We start from the raw sequence: 16997 nt of genomic DNA on the forward strand, positions 1-16997 counted from the left end.
AGTTTTTGCCCGGTATGCAGCGCACCACCAGGCAAAACAGACTCAACGAAAACGCACGTCTTCACCTGCCTGCGCGGTCGCCGCCTGTTCCAGCAGGTCCCAGAACGTTTCGCCGCTACGGTCACACACCCATTCGCCCTCTTTCAGATCGAAATGGTAGCCACCCTGTTTGGCGGCCAGCCAGACCTGGTGAAGCGGCTCCTGGCGGTTAATAATAATTTTGCTGCCGTTTTCGAAGCTCAGGGTCAGAATGCCGCCGTTGATCTCACAATCGATATCGCTGTCGCCGTCCCAGTCGTCAAGCCGCTCTTCGATGGTCATCCATAAGGTGTCTGCAAGGCGATGGAATTCACTGTCGTTCATGGTTTTGTTCCTGTTTTTCGTGATGCCGGCAGTATAACGCTAAATAATTCCCGTTGCAGGAAAGCGGCAAACTCTTGCTTTTGTGTCTTCTCCTGCGATGATAGAAACAGATTTGAACTTACGGGCAACTTTATAATGAAAAACGTTTTCCGAACGCTTGCCGTTCTCATCACGCTGTTTAGTCTGACGGGCTGTGGACTGAAGGGACCGCTTTACTTCCCGCCAGCGGATAAAACGGCGCCGCCGCCGACGAAACCTGTGCAAAGCGGTATTGAGTCTTCCACGCCAGACACGAACGATCGTGGCAATAATGGTGGTCCGACTCAGGTTAATCTCTGACGATTACGTTCTGTACCCGCGCAATGGAGCGAATGATGCAGTTCTCTAAGATGCATGGCCTTGGCAACGATTTTATGGTCGTCGACGCGGTAACGCAGAATGTCTTTTTCTCCCCGGAACTGATCCGCCGCCTGGCGGATCGGCATCTGGGCGTGGGGTTCGATCAGCTGCTGGTGGTTGAGCCGCCGTACGATCCTGACCTCGATTTCCACTACCGTATTTTTAACGCTGATGGCAGTGAAGTCTCCCAGTGCGGCAACGGTGCGCGCTGTTTTGCCCGCTTTGTCCGCCTGAAAGGGCTGACGAACAAGCGCGATATCCGCGTCAGTACCGCGAATGGTCGCATGGTGCTCAGCGTCACCGATGACGATCTGGTTCGCGTGAATATGGGCGAGCCGAACTTTGAACCTTCCGCCGTGCCGTTTCGCGCAAACAAAGCGGAAAAGACCTATATTATGCGTGCGGCCGAGCAGACAGTATTGTGTGGCGTCGTCTCGATGGGAAACCCGCACTGCGTGATTCAGGTTGATGATGTAGAGACCGCCGCCGTTGAAACTCTCGGCCCGGTGCTGGAAAGCCATGAACGCTTCCCGGAACGCGCGAACATTGGTTTTATGCAGGTGGTGAAGCGTGAACACATCCGTCTGCGGGTGTATGAACGCGGCGCGGGCGAAACCCAGGCCTGCGGAAGCGGTGCCTGCGCGGCAGTGGCCGTCGGCATCGCTCAGGGGTTACTGGCAGAAGAGGTTCGCGTGGAGTTACCAGGCGGTCGTCTTGATATCGCCTGGAAAGGACCGGGTCATCCGCTGTTTATGACTGGCCCGGCGGTACATGTCTATGACGGGTTTATCCATCTATGAAGCAACCAGGGGAAGAACTGCAGGAAACGGTGACGGAACTGGACGACAGTGCTGTTGTTGATTATCTGCTGAACAATCCCGCGTTTTTTATTCGCAATGCACGTCTTGTCGAACAGATGCGCGTGCCGCATCCGGTGCGCGGGACCGTGTCGCTGGTCGAATGGCACATGGCCCGCGCGCGCAACCACATCAATCAGCTTGAAGAGAACATGACGCTGCTCATGGAACAGGCGAACAATAACGAAAGCCTGTTCTATCGACTGCTGCATCTGCAGGCGCGTCTGGCCTCGGCCCACAGCCTTGACGAGTTTCTCAGCCGTTTCCACCGCTGGGCGCGAGAACTGGGGCTTGCAGGCGCAACCCTTCGTCTCTTCCCCGACCGCTGGCGCATTGGTGCACCGTCTGGTTTCACCCATCTGGCGCTGAGCCGTCAGGCGTTTGAGCCGCTACGTATTCAGCGCCTGGGTCATCAACATCACTATCTGGGGCCGCTGAACGGACCAGAATTGCTGGTGGTATTGCCAGAAGCCAAAGCGATTGGCTCGGTGGCCATGTCATTGATGGGGCGCGATGGCGACTTAGGCGTGATGTTATTTACCAGTCGCGACGCGCATCACTATGAGCAGGGGCAAGGTACGCACCTGTTGCAGGAGATCGCCCTGATGCTGCCTGAGCTGCTGGAGCGCTGGATTGAGCGCGTATGACGGACGGACTTCTTGCCACTGACGTCGCGCGATTTCTGCGCTACCTGGGGGTTGAACGTCAGCTTAGCCCCATTACGCTGCTGAACTATCAGCGTCAGCTTGATGCCATCATGCAGATTGCCGATGAAATCGGCCTGGAAAGCTGGCAACAATGTGACGCTGCGACGGTTCGTGGCGTCGTCGTGCGTAGCCGCAGGAAAGGGTTAGGCCCGGCGAGTCTGGCGCTCAGGCTCTCTGCCCTGCGCAGTTTCTTCGACTGGCTGGTGAGCCAGGGCAGCCTTAAAGCCAACCCGGCGAAAGGCATTGCCACGCCAAAAGCACCGCGTCATCTGCCTAAAAATATCGACGTCGATGATGTCAATCGCCTGCTGGATATCGATCTTAACGATCCGCTGGCGGTGCGTGACCGCGCGATGCTGGAGGTGATGTACGGTGCTGGACTGCGTCTGTCTGAACTGGTCAATCTCGATATAAAACATCTCGATCTGGACACCGGCGAAGTGTGGGTGATGGGCAAGGGCAGCAAAGAGCGCCGCCTGCCGATTGGTCGCAACGCTGTCGCCTGGATTGAGCACTGGCTTGACCTGCGCGGGCTGTTTGGCGCGGAAGAAGATGCGCTGTTCCTGTCGAAACTCGGCAAGCGGATCTCGGCGCGTAACGTGCAGAAGCGTTTTGCGGAGTGGGGCATTAAACAGGGGCTGAACAGCCATGTTCACCCGCACAAGCTGCGCCACTCTTTTGCGACCCACATGCTTGAATCAAGCGGCGATCTGCGCGGCGTGCAGGAACTGCTCGGCCACGCGAATTTGTCCACCACCCAAATTTATACCCACTTAGACTTCCAGCACCTTGCCTCGGTGTATGACGCGGCGCATCCACGCGCCAAACGGGGGAAATAATGCGTTTTTACCGCCCACTGGGTCAGATATCAGCCCTTACCTTTGATCTTGATGACACCCTTTATGATAACCGCCAGGTGATCCTGCGTACCGAGCAGGAGTCGCTGGCGTTTGTGCAGAACTATCACCCGGCGCTGAAGACGATGCAGAACAAGGACTTCCAGCTGCTGCGTCAGTCCCTGCGGGAGACCGAGCCGGACATATACCATGACGTGACCGAATGGCGTCGACGTGCGGTTGAACAGGCGATGCTGAATGTTGGCATGAGCGCGCGTGATGCGGCGATAGGGGCTGAAGCGTCCATGGAAAACTTCGCCAAATGGCGCAGCCGTATTGATGTGCCACAGGAAACCCACGATACGCTGGCCGCGCTGGCAGAGAAGTGGCCGCTGGTGGCGATTACCAATGGCAATGCCCAGCCTGAGCTGTTTGGTCTTGGCGATTATTTTGAGTTTGTGCTGCGCGCGGGCCCGCACGGGCGCTCGAAACCGTTTAACGATATGTATCACCTGGCGGCGGAAAAACTGAACCTGCCGCTCGGCGAAATGTTGCATGTGGGTGATGACCTGACCACGGACGTGGCCGGGGCGATCCGCTGCGGCATGCAGGCCTGCTGGATCAAGCCGGAAAACGCTGACCTGATGACAACGCCGGACAGCCGTCTTCTGCCGCACGTGGAAATTTCACGGTTGGCATCCCTCACGACGCTGATATAATCATCAATTGTTCTGTATAAATTAACAGGGTTTTGGCGAAGGAATCACATTCGCCTGCCTGACATTACGTGACGGTGCCAATGGACGTTTCTTACCTGCTCGACAGCCTTAATGACAAACAGCGTGACGCGGTTGCCGCTTCGCGCACCAACATGCTGGTGCTGGCTGGGGCGGGCAGTGGTAAGACGCGCGTGCTGGTACACCGTATTGCGTGGCTGCAGAGCGTGGAAAACTGCTCGCCGTACTCCATTATGGCGGTGACGTTTACCAACAAGGCGGCGGCAGAGATGCGCCACCGAATCGCACAGCTGATGGGCACCAGCCAGGGCGGCATGTGGGTGGGGACTTTCCACGGTCTGGCGCATCGCCTGCTGCGGGCGCACCACATGGACGCTAACCTGCCGCAGGATTTCCAGATCCTCGACAGCGAAGATCAGCTGCGTCTGCTGAAGCGTCTTATCAAGGCGATGAATCTCGACGAGAAGCAGTGGCCGCCGCGTCAGGCAATGTGGTACATCAACGGCCAGAAAGACGAAGGGCTGCGTCCGCACCATATTCAGAGCTTCGGCAACCCGGTCGAGCAAACCTGGCAGAACGTTTATAAAGCCTACCAGGAGGCGTGCGATCGCGCAGGTCTGGTGGACTTTGCTGAGCTGCTGCTGCGTGCGCACGAGCTGTGGCTCAACAAACCGCATATCCTGCAGCACTATCGTGAACGCTTCACCAATATTCTGGTGGACGAATTCCAGGATACCAACAACATCCAGTATGCATGGATCCGCCTGCTGGCCGGTGATACCGGCAAGGTGATGATCGTCGGTGATGACGATCAGTCCATCTATGGCTGGCGTGGGGCGCAGGTGGAAAACATTCAGCGCTTCCTCAATGATTTCCCCGGTGCTCAGACCATCCGTCTGGAGCAGAACTACCGTTCGACCAGCAACATTCTGAGCGCCGCCAACGCCCTGATTGAGAACAACAACGGGCGTCTGGGTAAAAAGCTGTGGACCGATGGCGTTGACGGTGAACCGATCTCTATCTACTGCGCATTCAACGAACTTGATGAAGCGCGCTTTGTGGTGAACCGTATTAAAACCTGGCAGGACAACGGTGGCGCGCTGGAGCAGTGTGCCATTCTCTATCGCAGCAACGCCCAGTCGCGCGTGCTGGAAGAGGCGTTGCTGCAGGTGAGTATGCCGTACCGCATTTACGGCGGCATGCGCTTCTTTGAACGTCAGGAGATCAAAGACGCGCTCTCGTATCTGCGTCTGATCGCAAACCGTAATGACGATGCGGCGTTTGAGCGCGTGGTGAACACCCCAACTCGCGGCATCGGTGACCGTACCCTGGATGTGGTGCGTCAGGCCTCCCGCGATCGCCAACTGACACTCTGGCAGGCGTGCCGCGAGCTGTTGCAGGAGAAAGCGCTCGCCGGACGTGCAGCCAGCGCCTTACAGCGCTTCCTGGAGCTGATTGATGCCCTGGCACAGGAAACGGCCGATATGCCTCTGCACGTACAGACCGACCGGGTGATTAAAGACTCCGGCCTGCGCACCATGTATGAGCAGGAGAAAGGCGAAAAGGGCCAGACCCGTATTGAGAACTTAGAGGAACTGGTGACGGCAACGCGCCAGTTCAGCTACAACGAAGAAGACGAAGATTTGATGCCGCTGCAGGCGTTCCTCTCCCACGCGGCACTGGAAGCGGGCGAAGGGCAGGCAGACACCTGGCAGGATGCGGTTCAACTTATGACCCTGCACTCCGCCAAAGGTCTGGAGTTCCCGCAGGTGTTTATCGTCGGGATGGAAGAGGGGATGTTCCCGAGCCAGATGTCGCTGGATGAAGGTGGACGTCTGGAGGAGGAGCGTCGTCTGGCCTATGTTGGCGTGACGCGCGCGATGCAAAAGCTGACGCTGACCTATGCCGAAACCCGACGCCTGTACGGTAAAGAGGTGTATCACCGTCCGTCGCGCTTTATCGGCGAGCTGCCGGAAGAGTGCGTGGAAGAGGTACGCCTGCGCGCCAGTATCAGCCGCCCGGTCAGCCATCAGCGTATGGGCTCGCCGATTGCTGAAACGGACACCGGCTACAAGCTGGGTCAGCGCGTGCGTCATGCTAAGTTTGGTGAAGGCACCATCGTCAATCTGGAAGGTAGCGGCGAGCACAGCCGCCTGCAGGTGGCGTTCCAGGGGCAAGGTATCAAATGGCTGGTGGCAGCCTACGCCAGGCTGGAAACTGTGTAACTTTCAGAAAAATATCATTATTTTGTAATAATCTGCTAGCCTTATACGTTGAAGTTCAATTAATGCCCTTCAGCGTTCCGTTGCGTGTTGACGCCACTATTACTGCTGGCGTAACATGCGCGCACGATTACGCTAAGAGGACATTCGCCTTGGACACACCCAGTAGATACTGGCTCAATTCCCTGTCATCCAGGAACAACTCCTAAGGCTATCTCCTCTTGCTGATGGCCTTAGTGGTTGTCAGCGACCTGCATTATTCCCGTCGCGCTGAGTCAGGCTGTTTAATGGTCTGAAACCCAATTTGTTTCTGTGTGCCCACCGAACTGTCCGATATTTTTTGCATTGGGAGTCCCGGTCATGTTGAGCGCATTTCAACTCGAAAATAACCGACTGACTCGGCTTGAAGCCGAAGAGTCACAGCCCCTCATTGATGCCGTATGGGTGGATCTGGTCGAGCCGGACGACGATGAGCGCCTTCGCGTACAATCTGAGCTGGGGCAAAGCCTGGCAACCCGCCCGGAACTGGAAGACATCGAAGCATCTGCTCGTTTTTTTGAAGATGAAGACGGTCTGCATATTCACTCCTTCTTTTTCTTTGAAGACGCCGACGATCACGCAGGTAACTCCACCGTGGCGTTTACCATTCGTGACGGTCGCCTGTTTACCCTGCGCGAGCGTGAGCTGCCCGCGTTTCGTCTCTACCGCATGCGCGCCCGTAGCCAGGCGATGGTCGACGGTAATGCCTACGAACTGCTGCTGGACCTGTTTGAAACCAAAATCGAACAGCTGGCGGATGAAATTGAAAACATCTACAGCGACCTGGAAAAGCTGAGCCGCGTCATCATGGAAGGTCATCAGGGCGATGAATACGACGAAGCGCTCTCGACGCTGGCAGAACTGGAAGATATCGGCTGGAAGGTGCGTTTGTGTCTGATGGATACCCAACGCGCGCTGAACTTCCTGGTGCGTAAGGCGCGTCTGCCGGGCGGTCAGCTGGAGCAGGCACGTGAGATCCTGCGCGATATCGAATCCCTGCTGCCGCACAATGAATCGTTGTTCCAGAAGGTCAACTTCCTGATGCAGGCGGCGATGGGCTTTATCAATATCGAGCAGAACCGCATCATCAAGATCTTCTCGGTGGTCTCGGTGGTCTTCCTGCCACCGACGCTGGTGGCCTCGAGCTACGGGATGAACTTTGAGTTTATGCCGGAGCTTAAGTGGAGCTTTGGCTACCCTGGCGCGATTATCTTTATGATCCTCGCCGGGCTGGCGCCGTACCTCTACTTCAAGCGCCGTAACTGGCTGTAAACATCAGGCGGGTGGCATTGTGCCTGCCCGCCTCATTACCGCTTACAATCCTTTGCGCGTTCTGCGCTGGGTATAAAGGGCGTCTGCAACAAAAATCGCCAGCGCCACCCAGATAAAGGCAAACGTCACCATCTTATCTGCGCCCGGTACTTCGCCGTAAAACACCACTGCCAGCAGGAACATCAGCGTCGGACCGATGTACTGAAAGAAGCCCAGCGTGGAGAGACGCAGGCGCGTTGCGGCACCGGTGAAGCACAGCAGAGGAATGGTGGTTACCACACCGGCCGCCATCAGCATCAGATTCAACGACAACGGGTTACTGCCCATATGGCTGGTTGCGCTGTCGGCAATACCAAACAGGTAAATCGCCGCGACCGGTAATAGCCACAGGGTTTCAAACAGCATCCCGGTCTGCGCTTCCACGGCTATTTTCTTCCGGACCAGCCCGTAAAACGCAAAGCTGAACGCCAGGCCCAGAGCGATCACGGGCAGCGAACCGAAGGTCCACAGTTGGACCAGCACGCCGCAAAAAGCGAGGATGACCGCCAGCCACTGCATACGACGGAAACGCTCGCCCAGGAAAATCATGCCCAGAACAATGTTGACCAGGGGATTAATAAAATAGCCCAGGCTCGCTTCGAGCATGTGATGGTTATTGACTGCCCAGATAAAGAGCAGCCAGTTGCCGCCTATCAGCACGGCTGAGAGGGCCAGCAGGAACACCTTTTTCGGCGTTTTCAGCAGCGTTTTGACGCCAGACCACTGACGGCTAACGCTCATCAGCGCGATCATAAAGAAAAACGACCAAATCACACGGTGTGTGAGGATCTCGTCAGCGGGTACGTAAGCGATAAACTTGAAGTACGCCGGTGCGATACCCCAAATAAAATAAGCGGCAAGGGCGAGTAGTACGCCCTGCCGCGTTTGTTTAGCATCCATCGGGATAATCCGTTACAAAAAAGTGAATTAATTTTACCCGATTTTAGGGTTTCAACCCACCATATAAGTGGCAGTTGCGCTGGCGATATAGACCTGCTCTTCGTTATGCAATTCAACGCGGGCGACGGCAACCTTATTCCCGGCGCGCAGCAGGCTGCTGGTGGCGGTAAAACGGTTTCCGCGCCCGGGACGCAGGTAATCGACGCGTAAATCGATGGTGCCCATACGCGACAAACGCTGGCGCAACTCGTCTTCATTGATGGTGTCATGGCGCGTCAGCGTACTGCCCACACAGACCAGACCCGCCGCCACATCCAGCGCTGAGGCAATCACCCCGCCATGCAAAATACTCTGCGCCCAGTTGCCTACCATCATCGGCTGGTTGTTGAAGCTGAGCTGGGCAAACGCTTTTTCGTAGCGCTCGAGTTCCAGACCCAGTGCACGGTTAAACGGCATATGGTAAACAAAAATCTCGCCCACGAGTTTTAACGCTTCTTCGGCGGTAAGCATGGCTGACATGAGGCATCACATCCTTATTGTTAATAAAATGTTGATTTTATGCTTCAGCAATAAGGAATTCCACTTTCAGAAACGAGGATGCAGCAGTTGTCGCAGAAGTATGTAGAATATCCGCCACATAACAATTCAACTAATTAACTCTTTGCAGGAGAACACCACCGATGCGGACGTATCTGGCCTGGTTACTGGCGGCGGTTGCGCTGCCCCTCACAGCATATGCCCAGGAAGCGACGATTAAAGAAGTTCACGATCAACCTGCCGTGCAGGGCAGCATTATCGCGAACCTTCTTCAGGAACATGATAATCCGTTCACGCTGTATCCGTATGACACCAACTACGTGATATACACGCAGACCAGCGATCTCAACAAAGAGGCGATAAGCTCCTATAACTGGTCCGATAATGCGCGTAAAGACGAAGTGAAGTTCCAGTTAAGTCTCGCGTTCCCGTTCTGGCGCGGCATTCTGGGACCGAATTCGGTGCTCGGCGCCTCTTACACGCAGAAATCCTGGTGGCAGCTTTCCAACAGTGGCGAATCTTCACCGTTCCGTGAAACCAACTATGAGCCGCAGCTGTTCCTCGGTTTTGCGACCGATTATGAATTCGCGGGCTGGACGCTGCGTGACATTGAGGTGGGCTTTAACCACGATTCAAACGGACGCTCCGACCCTACCTCGCGCAGCTGGAACCGTGCCTATACGCGACTGATGGCGCAAAACGGCAACTGGATGGCGGAAGTGAAGCCGTGGTTTGTGGTGGGCGATACCGACGACAACCCGGATATCACCAAATATATGGGTTATTATCAGCTCAAAATCGGCTATCAGTTGGGTGACGCGGTGCTGAGCGCCAAAGGCCAGTACAACTGGAACACCGGTTACGGTGGTGCGGAACTGGGTCTCAGTTATCCGGTGAGCAAGCACGTTCGCCTCTATACTCAGGTTTACAGCGGTTACGGCGAGTCGCTTATCGATTACAACTTCAACCAGACCCGTGTAGGTGTGGGTGTGATGCTGAACGATATTTTCTAGGCAGCTCGAATGTTTTTTCGTTAAACGTTGAAGTTTCTCTCTCAGGCGCTGAAAATAGCGCCTGTTTTATTTCTGGCAAATGGGGTTAACGTGGCGCAGGCGGAAGTATTGAATCAGGAATCGCTGGCTAAACAGGTTTTGCATGAAACCTTTGGCTACCAGCAGTTCCGCCCTGGCCAGGAAACCATCATTGAAACCGTGCTGGAAGGCCGCGATTGTCTGGTGGTCATGCCTACCGGCGGCGGTAAATCTCTCTGCTATCAGGTGCCCGCGCTGGTGCTCAACGGCCTGACGGTCGTGGTATCGCCTCTTATTTCCCTGATGAAAGATCAGGTCGATCAGCTCCTTGCCAACGGCGTGGCGGCGGCCTGTCTTAACTCCAGCCAGACCCGCGAGCAGCAGCAAGAGGTCATGGCCGGTTGCCGTACCGGGCAGGTTCGCCTGCTGTATATCGCGCCGGAACGTCTGATGCTGGATAACTTCCTCGATCATCTGTCGCACTGGAATCCGGTCCTGCTGGCGGTGGATGAAGCCCACTGTATCTCCCAGTGGGGACATGATTTCCGCCCGGAATATGCGGCGCTCGGCCAGCTCCGTCAGCGTTTTCCCGAACTGCCGTTTATGGCACTCACCGCGACGGCAGATGACACCACGCGTCAGGATATCGTCCGGCTGCTGGGGCTGAACGATCCGCTGATTCAGGTCAGCAGCTTCGACCGCCCGAACATCCGCTACATGCTGATGGAAAAATTCAAGCCGCTGGATCAGCTTCTGCGCTACGTACAGGAGCAGCGCGGGAAGTCCGGCATCATCTACTGCAACAGCCGCGCGAAGGTGGAAGACACGGCCGCGCGCCTGCAGAACCGTGGTTTTAGCGCCGCCGCCTACCATGCCGGGCTGGAAAACGCGGTTCGCGCCGATGTGCAGGAGAAATTCCAGCGCGATGACCTGCAGATTGTGGTGGCGACGGTGGCGTTCGGAATGGGGATCAACAAGCCGAACGTGCGCTTCGTCGTACACTTCGACATTCCGCGCAATATCGAATCGTACTACCAGGAAACTGGCCGCGCCGGGCGTGATGGGCTGCCTGCAGAAGCCATGCTGTTTTACGATCCGGCCGACATGGCGTGGCTGCGCCGTTGTCTGGAAGAGAAACCGCAGGGCCAACTGCAGGATATCGAACGCCACAAGCTCAACGCGATGGGCGCGTTTGCCGAAGCGCAAACCTGCCGCCGTCTGGTGCTGCTCAACTACTTTGGCGAGGGGCGTCAGGAGCCGTGCGGCAACTGCGATATCTGTCTTGACCCACCAAAGCAATACGATGGCCTGATGGATGCGCGCAAAGCGCTCTCGACCATCTATCGTGTGAACCAGCGCTTCGGCATGGGCTACGTGGTGGAAGTGTTGCGTGGGGCGAATAACCAGCGTATCCGCGACATGGGACACGATAAGCTGCCCGTCTACGGTATCGGCAAAGACCAGAGCCACGAGCACTGGGTGAGCATCATCCGTCAGCTGATTCACCTGGGCTTTGCCACGCAAAACATTGCCCAACACTCCGCGCTTCAGCTTACCGAAGCAGCACGTCCGGTGCTGCGCGGGGATATCGAACTGAAGCTCGCGGTTCCGCGCGTTGTCGCCCTGAAGCCGCGGGTGATGCAAAAATCGTACGGCGGCAATTACGACCGCAAGCTGTTTGCCAAACTGCGCAAGCTGCGTAAAGCCATTGCTGATGAAGAGAACATTCCGCCCTATGTGGTCTTCAACGATGCGACACTTATCGAGATGGCAGAGCAGACGCCGCTCAGCGCCAGCGAAATGCTCAGCGTCAACGGTGTTGGTACGCGCAAGCTGGAGCGCTTTGGCAAAGAGTTTATGGCGCTTATTCGCGCTCATGTCGACGGTGACGATGAGGAGTAGTCAGCCAGCCTAAAAAATGTCAGGATGGTGACTCACTTAATTATTTCCCTGCGAGTTAATTATGTTAATGCTATTTCTTACCGTGGCGTTAGTGCACATCGTTGCGCTCATGAGCCCGGGCCCTGACTTTTTCTTCGTGTCACAAACCGCCGTCAGCCGCTCCCGCAAAGAAGCGATGATGGGGGTACTGGGTATCACCATGGGCGTTATGGTCTGGGCGGCTGTGGCGCTGCTTGGTCTGAACCTGATTCTGGCGAAGATGGCCTGGTTGCACAACATCATCATGGTTGGCGGGGGGCTTTACCTTTGCTGGATGGGCTACCAGATGCTGCGCGGGGCGTTGAAGAAAGAAGAGAAAAAGCCGGAAGAGCCGAAAGTTGAGCTGGCAACGGGCGGCCGGAGTTTTATTAAAGGGCTGCTCACCAACCTGGCGAACCCAAAAGCGATTATCTATTTCGGCTCCGTGTTCTCCCTGTTTGTGGGTGACAACGTGGGTGCGGGTGCGCGTTGGGGCATCTTCCTGCTGATCGTGGTGGAAACTTTTGCGTGGTTTACCGTGGTTGCCAGCCTGTTTGCCTTACCGGCGATGCGCCGCGGTTACCAGCGTATTGCGAAGTGGATTGACGGCTTCGCCGGCGCGTTGTTCGCCGGCTTTGGCATTCATCTCATCATTTCTCGCTAAGCATGACGCGCTGACGCAAGCAGCGCGCCTACCAGCATAAACAGCGAACCAAAGATTTTGTTCAGGGCCTTCATCTGCTTAGGCCCTTTAATCCACACCGCAATCCGCTGCGCCAGCGTCGCGTAACCAATCATCACGATGATATCGACAACAATGGTGGTCGCACCCAGCACCACGTACTGCATGACCTGTGGCTGATGCGGGACGATAAACTGCGGGAACAGCGCGGCGAGGAAAACAATACTTTTCGGGTTGGTCAGGTTCACAAACACCGCGCGTTTAAACAGGCGTCCGCGTGTTTGCGTCTGGGCGAGCGTATTAAGATCAATTGAGCCTGCTGCACGCCACTGCTGAATACCGAGCCAAATCAGGTACGCGGCACCGGCCCATTTCAGCACATCAAAGGCCAGTACCGAGCGGGAGAACAGCGTACCCAGACCAATGCCCACCAGCACGATATGAATGCCCAGACCGGTCTGCAAACCGGCAATGGACGCCGCGGCACCGCGATAGCCGTGGTTGATGGAGGTGGTCATGGTGTTAATGGCGCCTGAACCTGGGGAAAGGCTAAGGATGATGGATGTCAGCAGATAAGCGAACCACCACTCGAAGGTCATTTGAAACTCCCGAATTGTCTGTTTTTATGCCACAATACGCTATTGTTACGTCATTTTGTGACCGGTGACGAAAAAACGATATTCCTTGGCTTACGGGGGTGGAAACCCGATGTTTCAGCAGAAAAAGGACTGGGAAACACGAGAAAACGCATTTGCTGCTTTCTCTATGGGGCCGCTGACCGATTTCTGGCGTCAGCGTGAGGAAGATGAGTTTACGGGTGTTGGCGATGTCCCGGTACGCTTTGTGCGTTTCCATGATGAGAAAAACGATCGGGTGATCGTGGTTTGTCCGGGACGTATCGAGAGCTACATCAAATACGCTGAACTGGCCTATGACCTGTTCCATCTGGGCTTCGATGTGTTGATTATCGACCATCGCGGGCAGGGGCTTTCTGGCCGCTTATTGTCGGACACGCATCGCGGTCATGTGGATAACTTCAGCGATTACGTCGACGATCTTGCCGCCTTCTGGCAGCAGGAGGTTCAGCCGGGCCCGTGGCGTAAGCGCTATATTCTGGCGCACTCTATGGGTGGGGCGATTTCGACGCTGTTTTTACAGCGCTATGACCACCAGTGTGATGCCATTGCGCTTACCGCGCCAATGTATGGCATCGTCATGCGTTTTCCGGACTGGATGGTGCGCCATATTCTCGACTGGGCTGAGGGCCATCAGCGCATTCGTGAAGGGTATGCCATCGGGACAGGGCGCTGGCGCGCGCTGCCGTTTGCCCTCAACGTATTGACCCATAGCCGGCAGCGTTATCGCCGTAACCTGCGTTTTTATGCCGATGAACCGCGCCTGCGCGTCGGTGGCCCGACATATCACTGGGTGCGGGAAGGGATCCTTGCCGGTGAACAGGTGCTTGCTGGTGTTGGTAAAGATGATACGCCGACACTTCTGATTCAGGCTGAAGAAGAGCGTGTGGTGGATAACCGCATGCATGACCGCTTTTGTGAACTCCGCGCTGCGGCCGGTCACCCTTGCGAAGGGGGTAAACCGCTGGTCATCAACGGCGCGTACCATGAGATCCTTTTTGAAAAGGACGCTATGCGCTCAGTCGCGCTAAACGCCATTGTTGAATTTTTCGACAGGCATAATTGATTGTTGTTTTACCACCAGAGGTTGAAATCCCTATGTACCAGGTTGTTGCATCTGATTTAGATGGCACGCTGCTTTCGCCCGACCATACCCTGTCGCCTTACGCGAAAGAGACCTTAAAGCTTCTGACCGCTCGCGGAGTGAACTTCGTGTTTGCCACCGGCCGCCACCACGTGGACGTGGGGCAGATCCGCGATAATCTTGAGATCAAATCGTACATGATCACCTCCAACGGTGCGCGCGTGCACGATACCGATGGCAACCTGATCTTTACGCATAACCTGGATCGCGACATTGCCGCCGATCTGTTCGGCGTAGTGCATAACAACCCGGACATTATCACTAACGTTTATCGCGATGACGACTGGTTCATGAATCGCCATCGCCCGGATGAAATGCGTTTCTTCAAGGAAGCGGTATTTAACTATTCCCTGTACGAGCCAGGCCTGCTGGAGCCGGAAGGGATCAGCAAGGTGTTCTTTACCTGCGAAAGCCACGAAGCGTTGCTGCCGCTGGAACAGGCGATTAATGCGCGTTGGGGTGACCGCGTCAACGTGAGTTTCTCGACCCTGACCTGTCTGGAAGTTATGGCGGGGGGGGTTTCCAAAGGGCACGCGCTGGAAGCCGTGGCGAAACGTCTTGGCTTCGAACTGAAAGACTGTATCGCCTTCGGTGATGGCATGAACGACGCCGAGATGCTCTCTATGGCGGGCAAAGGCTGCATTATGCAGAATGCACACCAGCGTCTGAAAGACCTGCACCCGGAACTGGAAGTGATTGGTTCTAACGCTGACAACGCGGTACCAAAATACCTGCGCAGACTGTTCCTTGAATAATCTTCATTTGATTGTTTGTTGCTCAGTTGTCAACTAAAGAGTTCGCTACAATGCCTGTCCTTCTTTCTGAGAGACAAGCATTGTGGCGCTACTCATTATTACCACTATCCTGTGGGCCTTCTCTTTTAGCCTGATTGGCGAATACCTCGCCGGGCACGTCGACAGCTACTTCTCGGTGCTGATGCGCGTGGGGCTGGCGGCGCTGGTATTCCTGCCCTTCCTGCGTACACGCGGGCAATCGCTGAACACCATTTTGCTGTACATGCTAGTGGGGGCGATGCAGCTCGGCATCATGTACCTGTTCAGCTTCCGGGCTTACGTCTACCTGTCTGTCTCTGAATTTCTGCTTTTCACCGTGCTTACGCCGCTCTATATCACGCTGATTTACGATTTGCTCAGCAAACGTCGTTTGCGCTGGGGATATCTGTTGAGCGCGGCGCTGGCGGTGATCGGGGCGGCGATTATTCGCTACGACAAAGTGAGCGACCACTTCTGGACCGGGCTGATGTTCGTGCAGCTGGCGAACCTCAGCTTTGCCATCGGTATGGTCGGGTACAAGCGCCTGATGGAAACCCGCCCGATGCCACAGCATAACGCGTTCGCCTGGTTCTATATGGGGGCAGCTATCGTCGCGGTGGCGGCATGGTTTATGCTCGGCAACCCGCAAAAGCTCCCGACGACAACCCTGCAGTGGGGCGTTCTGGTCTGGCTGGGCGTGGTGGCATCGGGGCTGGGGTACTTCATGTGGAACTACGGCGCTACGCAGGTAGACGCCGGTACGCTGGGGATCATGAACAACGTGCATGTGCCTGCAGGGCTGCTGGTGAACCTTGCCATCTGGCAGCAGCAGCCTCACTGGCCGAGCTTCCTTATTGGGGGAGCAGTGATTCTGGCTTCGCTGTGGGTCCATCGCCGTTGGGTCGCTCCGCGCTCCGCACAAACGGAAGATGATCGCACGCGTGGTTCCGCGCAGAGCGAATAAACGCTTCCGTAATCGGCTGACGCTGCTCGCCATCGCGCACGGCGGCGTACAGCCGGCTCCATAGTCCCTCACCCAGGGTTTTAGTGACAACCAGACCCTGGCGTTCAAAACTCTCCACAACCCAGTGTGGAAGCGCCGCGATGCCCATTCTGGCGGCAACCATCTGAATTAACAGCAGGGTGTTATCCACGCTTTTGAGCTGCGGGCTAATGCCGGCCGGCTGCAGGAAATGACGCCAGATATCCAGCCGACTGCGCTGTACCGGGTAAATCAGCAGCGTTTCACTGGCTAAATCTTCCGGGGTGATACGCGTTTTACTGGCCAGCGGATGATCCGGAGCCAGCACCAGACGTACCTCATAATCAAACATTGGCGAATAGTGCAGGCCGCTGCGGGGCAGAATGTCTGAGGTCATCACCAGATCCAGTTCGCCTTGCTGGAGCGACGGCTGCGGGTCGAACGTCACGCCGGATTTGAAATCCATCTCCACCTGCGGCCACCTCTGGCGGAAGTTCTCAAGCGCGGGTGTCAGCCATTGAATACAGCTGTGACACTCAATGGCGATACGCAGTCTGGTTTGCTGCGGCTCGTTACAGGACTGCAGCGCGCTGGCTATTTGCGGCAGCACCTGATTAGCCAGCTGCAGCAGGATCTCGCCCTGAGGCGTAAAGCGTAGCGGCTGGCTCTTACGCACAAAAAGACGAAAGCCGAGGCGTTGTTCCAGATCGCTGAACTGGTGAGAAAGGGCGGACTGGGTCTGGTGCAGCGTGGCTGCCGCCGCCGCGAGAGAACCGCAATTTCGCAACGCTTGTAGCGTTTTCAGGTGTTTAATCTCGATCATGAAAGTCCTTCACTTCGCCATGAACATTTTGCGCTTGAGGAATATACAGTAACTGCCAATTATGGATGTGTAAACATCTGGATGGCTAAATACGAAAAA

Annotated in this window: 19 protein-coding genes; 14 read left to right on the forward strand and 5 right to left on the reverse strand. The window is 56.0% G+C overall.

Features of this window, described 5'->3' with window-relative positions; all coding sequences use genetic code 11:
- Nucleotides 1-42 precede the first annotated feature (42 nt).
- Nucleotides 43-363, reverse strand: a complete 321-nt coding sequence (gene cyaY / locus BH714_RS23135) for an iron donor protein CyaY (protein ID WP_014172137.1) — start codon at nt 361-363, stop codon at nt 43-45.
- 135 nt (nt 364-498) lie between these two features.
- Between cyaY and lptM the strand changes: the two genes are divergently transcribed.
- From lptM to corA, 8 genes are all read left to right on the forward strand, one after another.
- Nucleotides 499-702 carry an LPS translocon maturation chaperone LptM gene (gene lptM / locus BH714_RS23140; protein WP_025202779.1) on the forward strand — a complete coding sequence of 68 codons (204 nt, stop codon included), beginning with the start codon at nt 499-501 and terminating at the stop codon, nt 700-702.
- A 35-nt stretch (nt 703-737) separates the two neighbouring features.
- Nucleotides 738-1562, forward strand: coding sequence for a diaminopimelate epimerase (gene dapF / locus BH714_RS23145; protein WP_020882883.1), 825 nt, complete (start codon nt 738-740; stop codon nt 1560-1562).
- Nucleotides 1559-2266 (forward strand): DUF484 domain-containing protein, encoded by a 708-nt coding sequence (locus tag BH714_RS23150; RefSeq protein ID WP_014172135.1) that lies wholly within the window; start codon nt 1559-1561, stop codon nt 2264-2266. Before dapF ends, BH714_RS23150 begins: the two co-directional genes overlap by 4 nt.
- Complete coding sequence (xerC, locus tag BH714_RS23155) at nt 2263-3165, forward strand: tyrosine recombinase XerC (protein ID WP_040019213.1); 903 nt, start codon at nt 2263-2265, stop codon at nt 3163-3165. Before BH714_RS23150 ends, xerC begins: the two co-directional genes overlap by 4 nt.
- A complete protein-coding gene (gene yigB, locus BH714_RS23160; protein WP_040019215.1) occupies nt 3165-3881 on the forward strand; it encodes a 5-amino-6-(5-phospho-D-ribitylamino)uracil phosphatase YigB in 717 nt (238 codons plus the stop codon). The genes xerC and yigB overlap by 1 nt, the downstream gene beginning before the upstream one ends.
- Before the next feature lie 80 nt (nt 3882-3961).
- Nucleotides 3962-6124: a DNA helicase II gene (gene uvrD, locus BH714_RS23165; protein WP_020882882.1), complete on the forward strand. Its 2163-nt coding sequence runs from the start codon at nt 3962-3964 to the stop codon at nt 6122-6124.
- 149 nt (nt 6125-6273) lie between these two features.
- Entirely contained in the window at nt 6274-6330 is a 57-nt protein-coding gene (gene ysgD / locus BH714_RS24405; protein ID WP_212743980.1) for a YsgD/CorL family protein, read from the forward strand.
- Between the two features lie 151 nt (nt 6331-6481).
- On the forward strand, nt 6482-7432 hold the full coding sequence (gene corA, locus BH714_RS23170; RefSeq protein WP_020882881.1) for a magnesium/cobalt transporter CorA: 951 nt from the start codon (nt 6482-6484) through the stop codon (nt 7430-7432).
- Between the two features lie 42 nt (nt 7433-7474).
- On the opposite strand, the gene rarD is transcribed toward corA, so the two are convergent.
- Both rarD and yigI read right to left on the reverse strand, forming a co-directional pair.
- Entirely contained in the window at nt 7475-8371 is an 897-nt protein-coding gene (gene rarD, locus BH714_RS23175; RefSeq protein WP_014172130.1) for an EamA family transporter RarD, read from the reverse strand.
- Nucleotides 8372-8422: 51 nt separating this feature from the next.
- Complete coding sequence (yigI, locus tag BH714_RS23180; RefSeq protein WP_014172129.1) at nt 8423-8890, reverse strand: acyl-CoA thioesterase YigI; 468 nt, start codon at nt 8888-8890, stop codon at nt 8423-8425.
- 161 nt (nt 8891-9051) lie between these two features.
- Here yigI and pldA point away from each other — a divergent pair, with 161 nt between their 5' ends.
- The 3 genes from pldA (at nt 9052) to rhtC (ending at nt 12523) form a co-directional block, all read left to right on the forward strand.
- On the forward strand, nt 9052-9921 hold the full coding sequence (pldA, locus tag BH714_RS23185) for a phospholipase A (RefSeq protein WP_020882880.1): 870 nt from the start codon (nt 9052-9054) through the stop codon (nt 9919-9921).
- Between the two features lie 90 nt (nt 9922-10011).
- On the forward strand, nt 10012-11841 hold the full coding sequence (gene recQ / locus BH714_RS23190; RefSeq protein ID WP_025202782.1) for an ATP-dependent DNA helicase RecQ: 1830 nt from the start codon (nt 10012-10014) through the stop codon (nt 11839-11841).
- A gap of 61 nt (nt 11842-11902) precedes the next feature.
- A complete protein-coding gene (gene rhtC, locus BH714_RS23195) occupies nt 11903-12523 on the forward strand; it encodes a threonine export protein RhtC (protein ID WP_014172126.1) in 621 nt (206 codons plus the stop codon).
- On the opposite strand, the gene rhtB is transcribed toward rhtC, so the two are convergent.
- Nucleotides 12520-13140 (reverse strand): homoserine/homoserine lactone efflux protein, encoded by a 621-nt coding sequence (gene rhtB, locus BH714_RS23200; RefSeq protein WP_014172125.1) that lies wholly within the window; start codon nt 13138-13140, stop codon nt 12520-12522. The two genes, rhtC and rhtB, sit on opposite strands and share 4 nt — an antisense overlap.
- Nucleotides 13141-13249: 109 nt before the next feature.
- Between rhtB and pldB the strand changes: the two genes are divergently transcribed.
- The 3 genes from pldB (at nt 13250) to BH714_RS23215 (ending at nt 16057) form a co-directional block, all read left to right on the forward strand.
- Nucleotides 13250-14242, forward strand: a complete 993-nt coding sequence (gene pldB, locus BH714_RS23205) for a lysophospholipase L2 (RefSeq protein WP_020882879.1) — start codon at nt 13250-13252, stop codon at nt 14240-14242.
- Nucleotides 14243-14274: 32 nt separating this feature from the next.
- On the forward strand, nt 14275-15075 hold the full coding sequence (yigL, locus tag BH714_RS23210; protein ID WP_040019217.1) for a sugar/pyridoxal phosphate phosphatase YigL: 801 nt from the start codon (nt 14275-14277) through the stop codon (nt 15073-15075).
- 82 nt (nt 15076-15157) lie between these two features.
- Nucleotides 15158-16057 carry a carboxylate/amino acid/amine transporter gene (locus BH714_RS23215; RefSeq protein ID WP_040019218.1) on the forward strand — a complete coding sequence of 300 codons (900 nt, stop codon included), beginning with the start codon at nt 15158-15160 and terminating at the stop codon, nt 16055-16057.
- Here the strand turns inward: BH714_RS23215 and metR are convergent.
- The gene (gene metR / locus BH714_RS23220) at nt 15945-16898 is read right to left on the reverse strand and encodes an HTH-type transcriptional regulator MetR (RefSeq protein WP_014172120.1); all 954 of its coding nucleotides are present in this window, start codon (nt 16896-16898) and stop codon (nt 15945-15947) included. The genes BH714_RS23215 and metR overlap by 113 nt on opposite strands.
- Nucleotides 16899-16997 lie beyond the last annotated feature (99 nt).

It is taken from the genome of Enterobacter ludwigii (genome assembly GCF_001750725.1).
Taxonomy (GTDB): Bacteria; Pseudomonadota; Gammaproteobacteria; order Enterobacterales; family Enterobacteriaceae; genus Enterobacter; species Enterobacter ludwigii.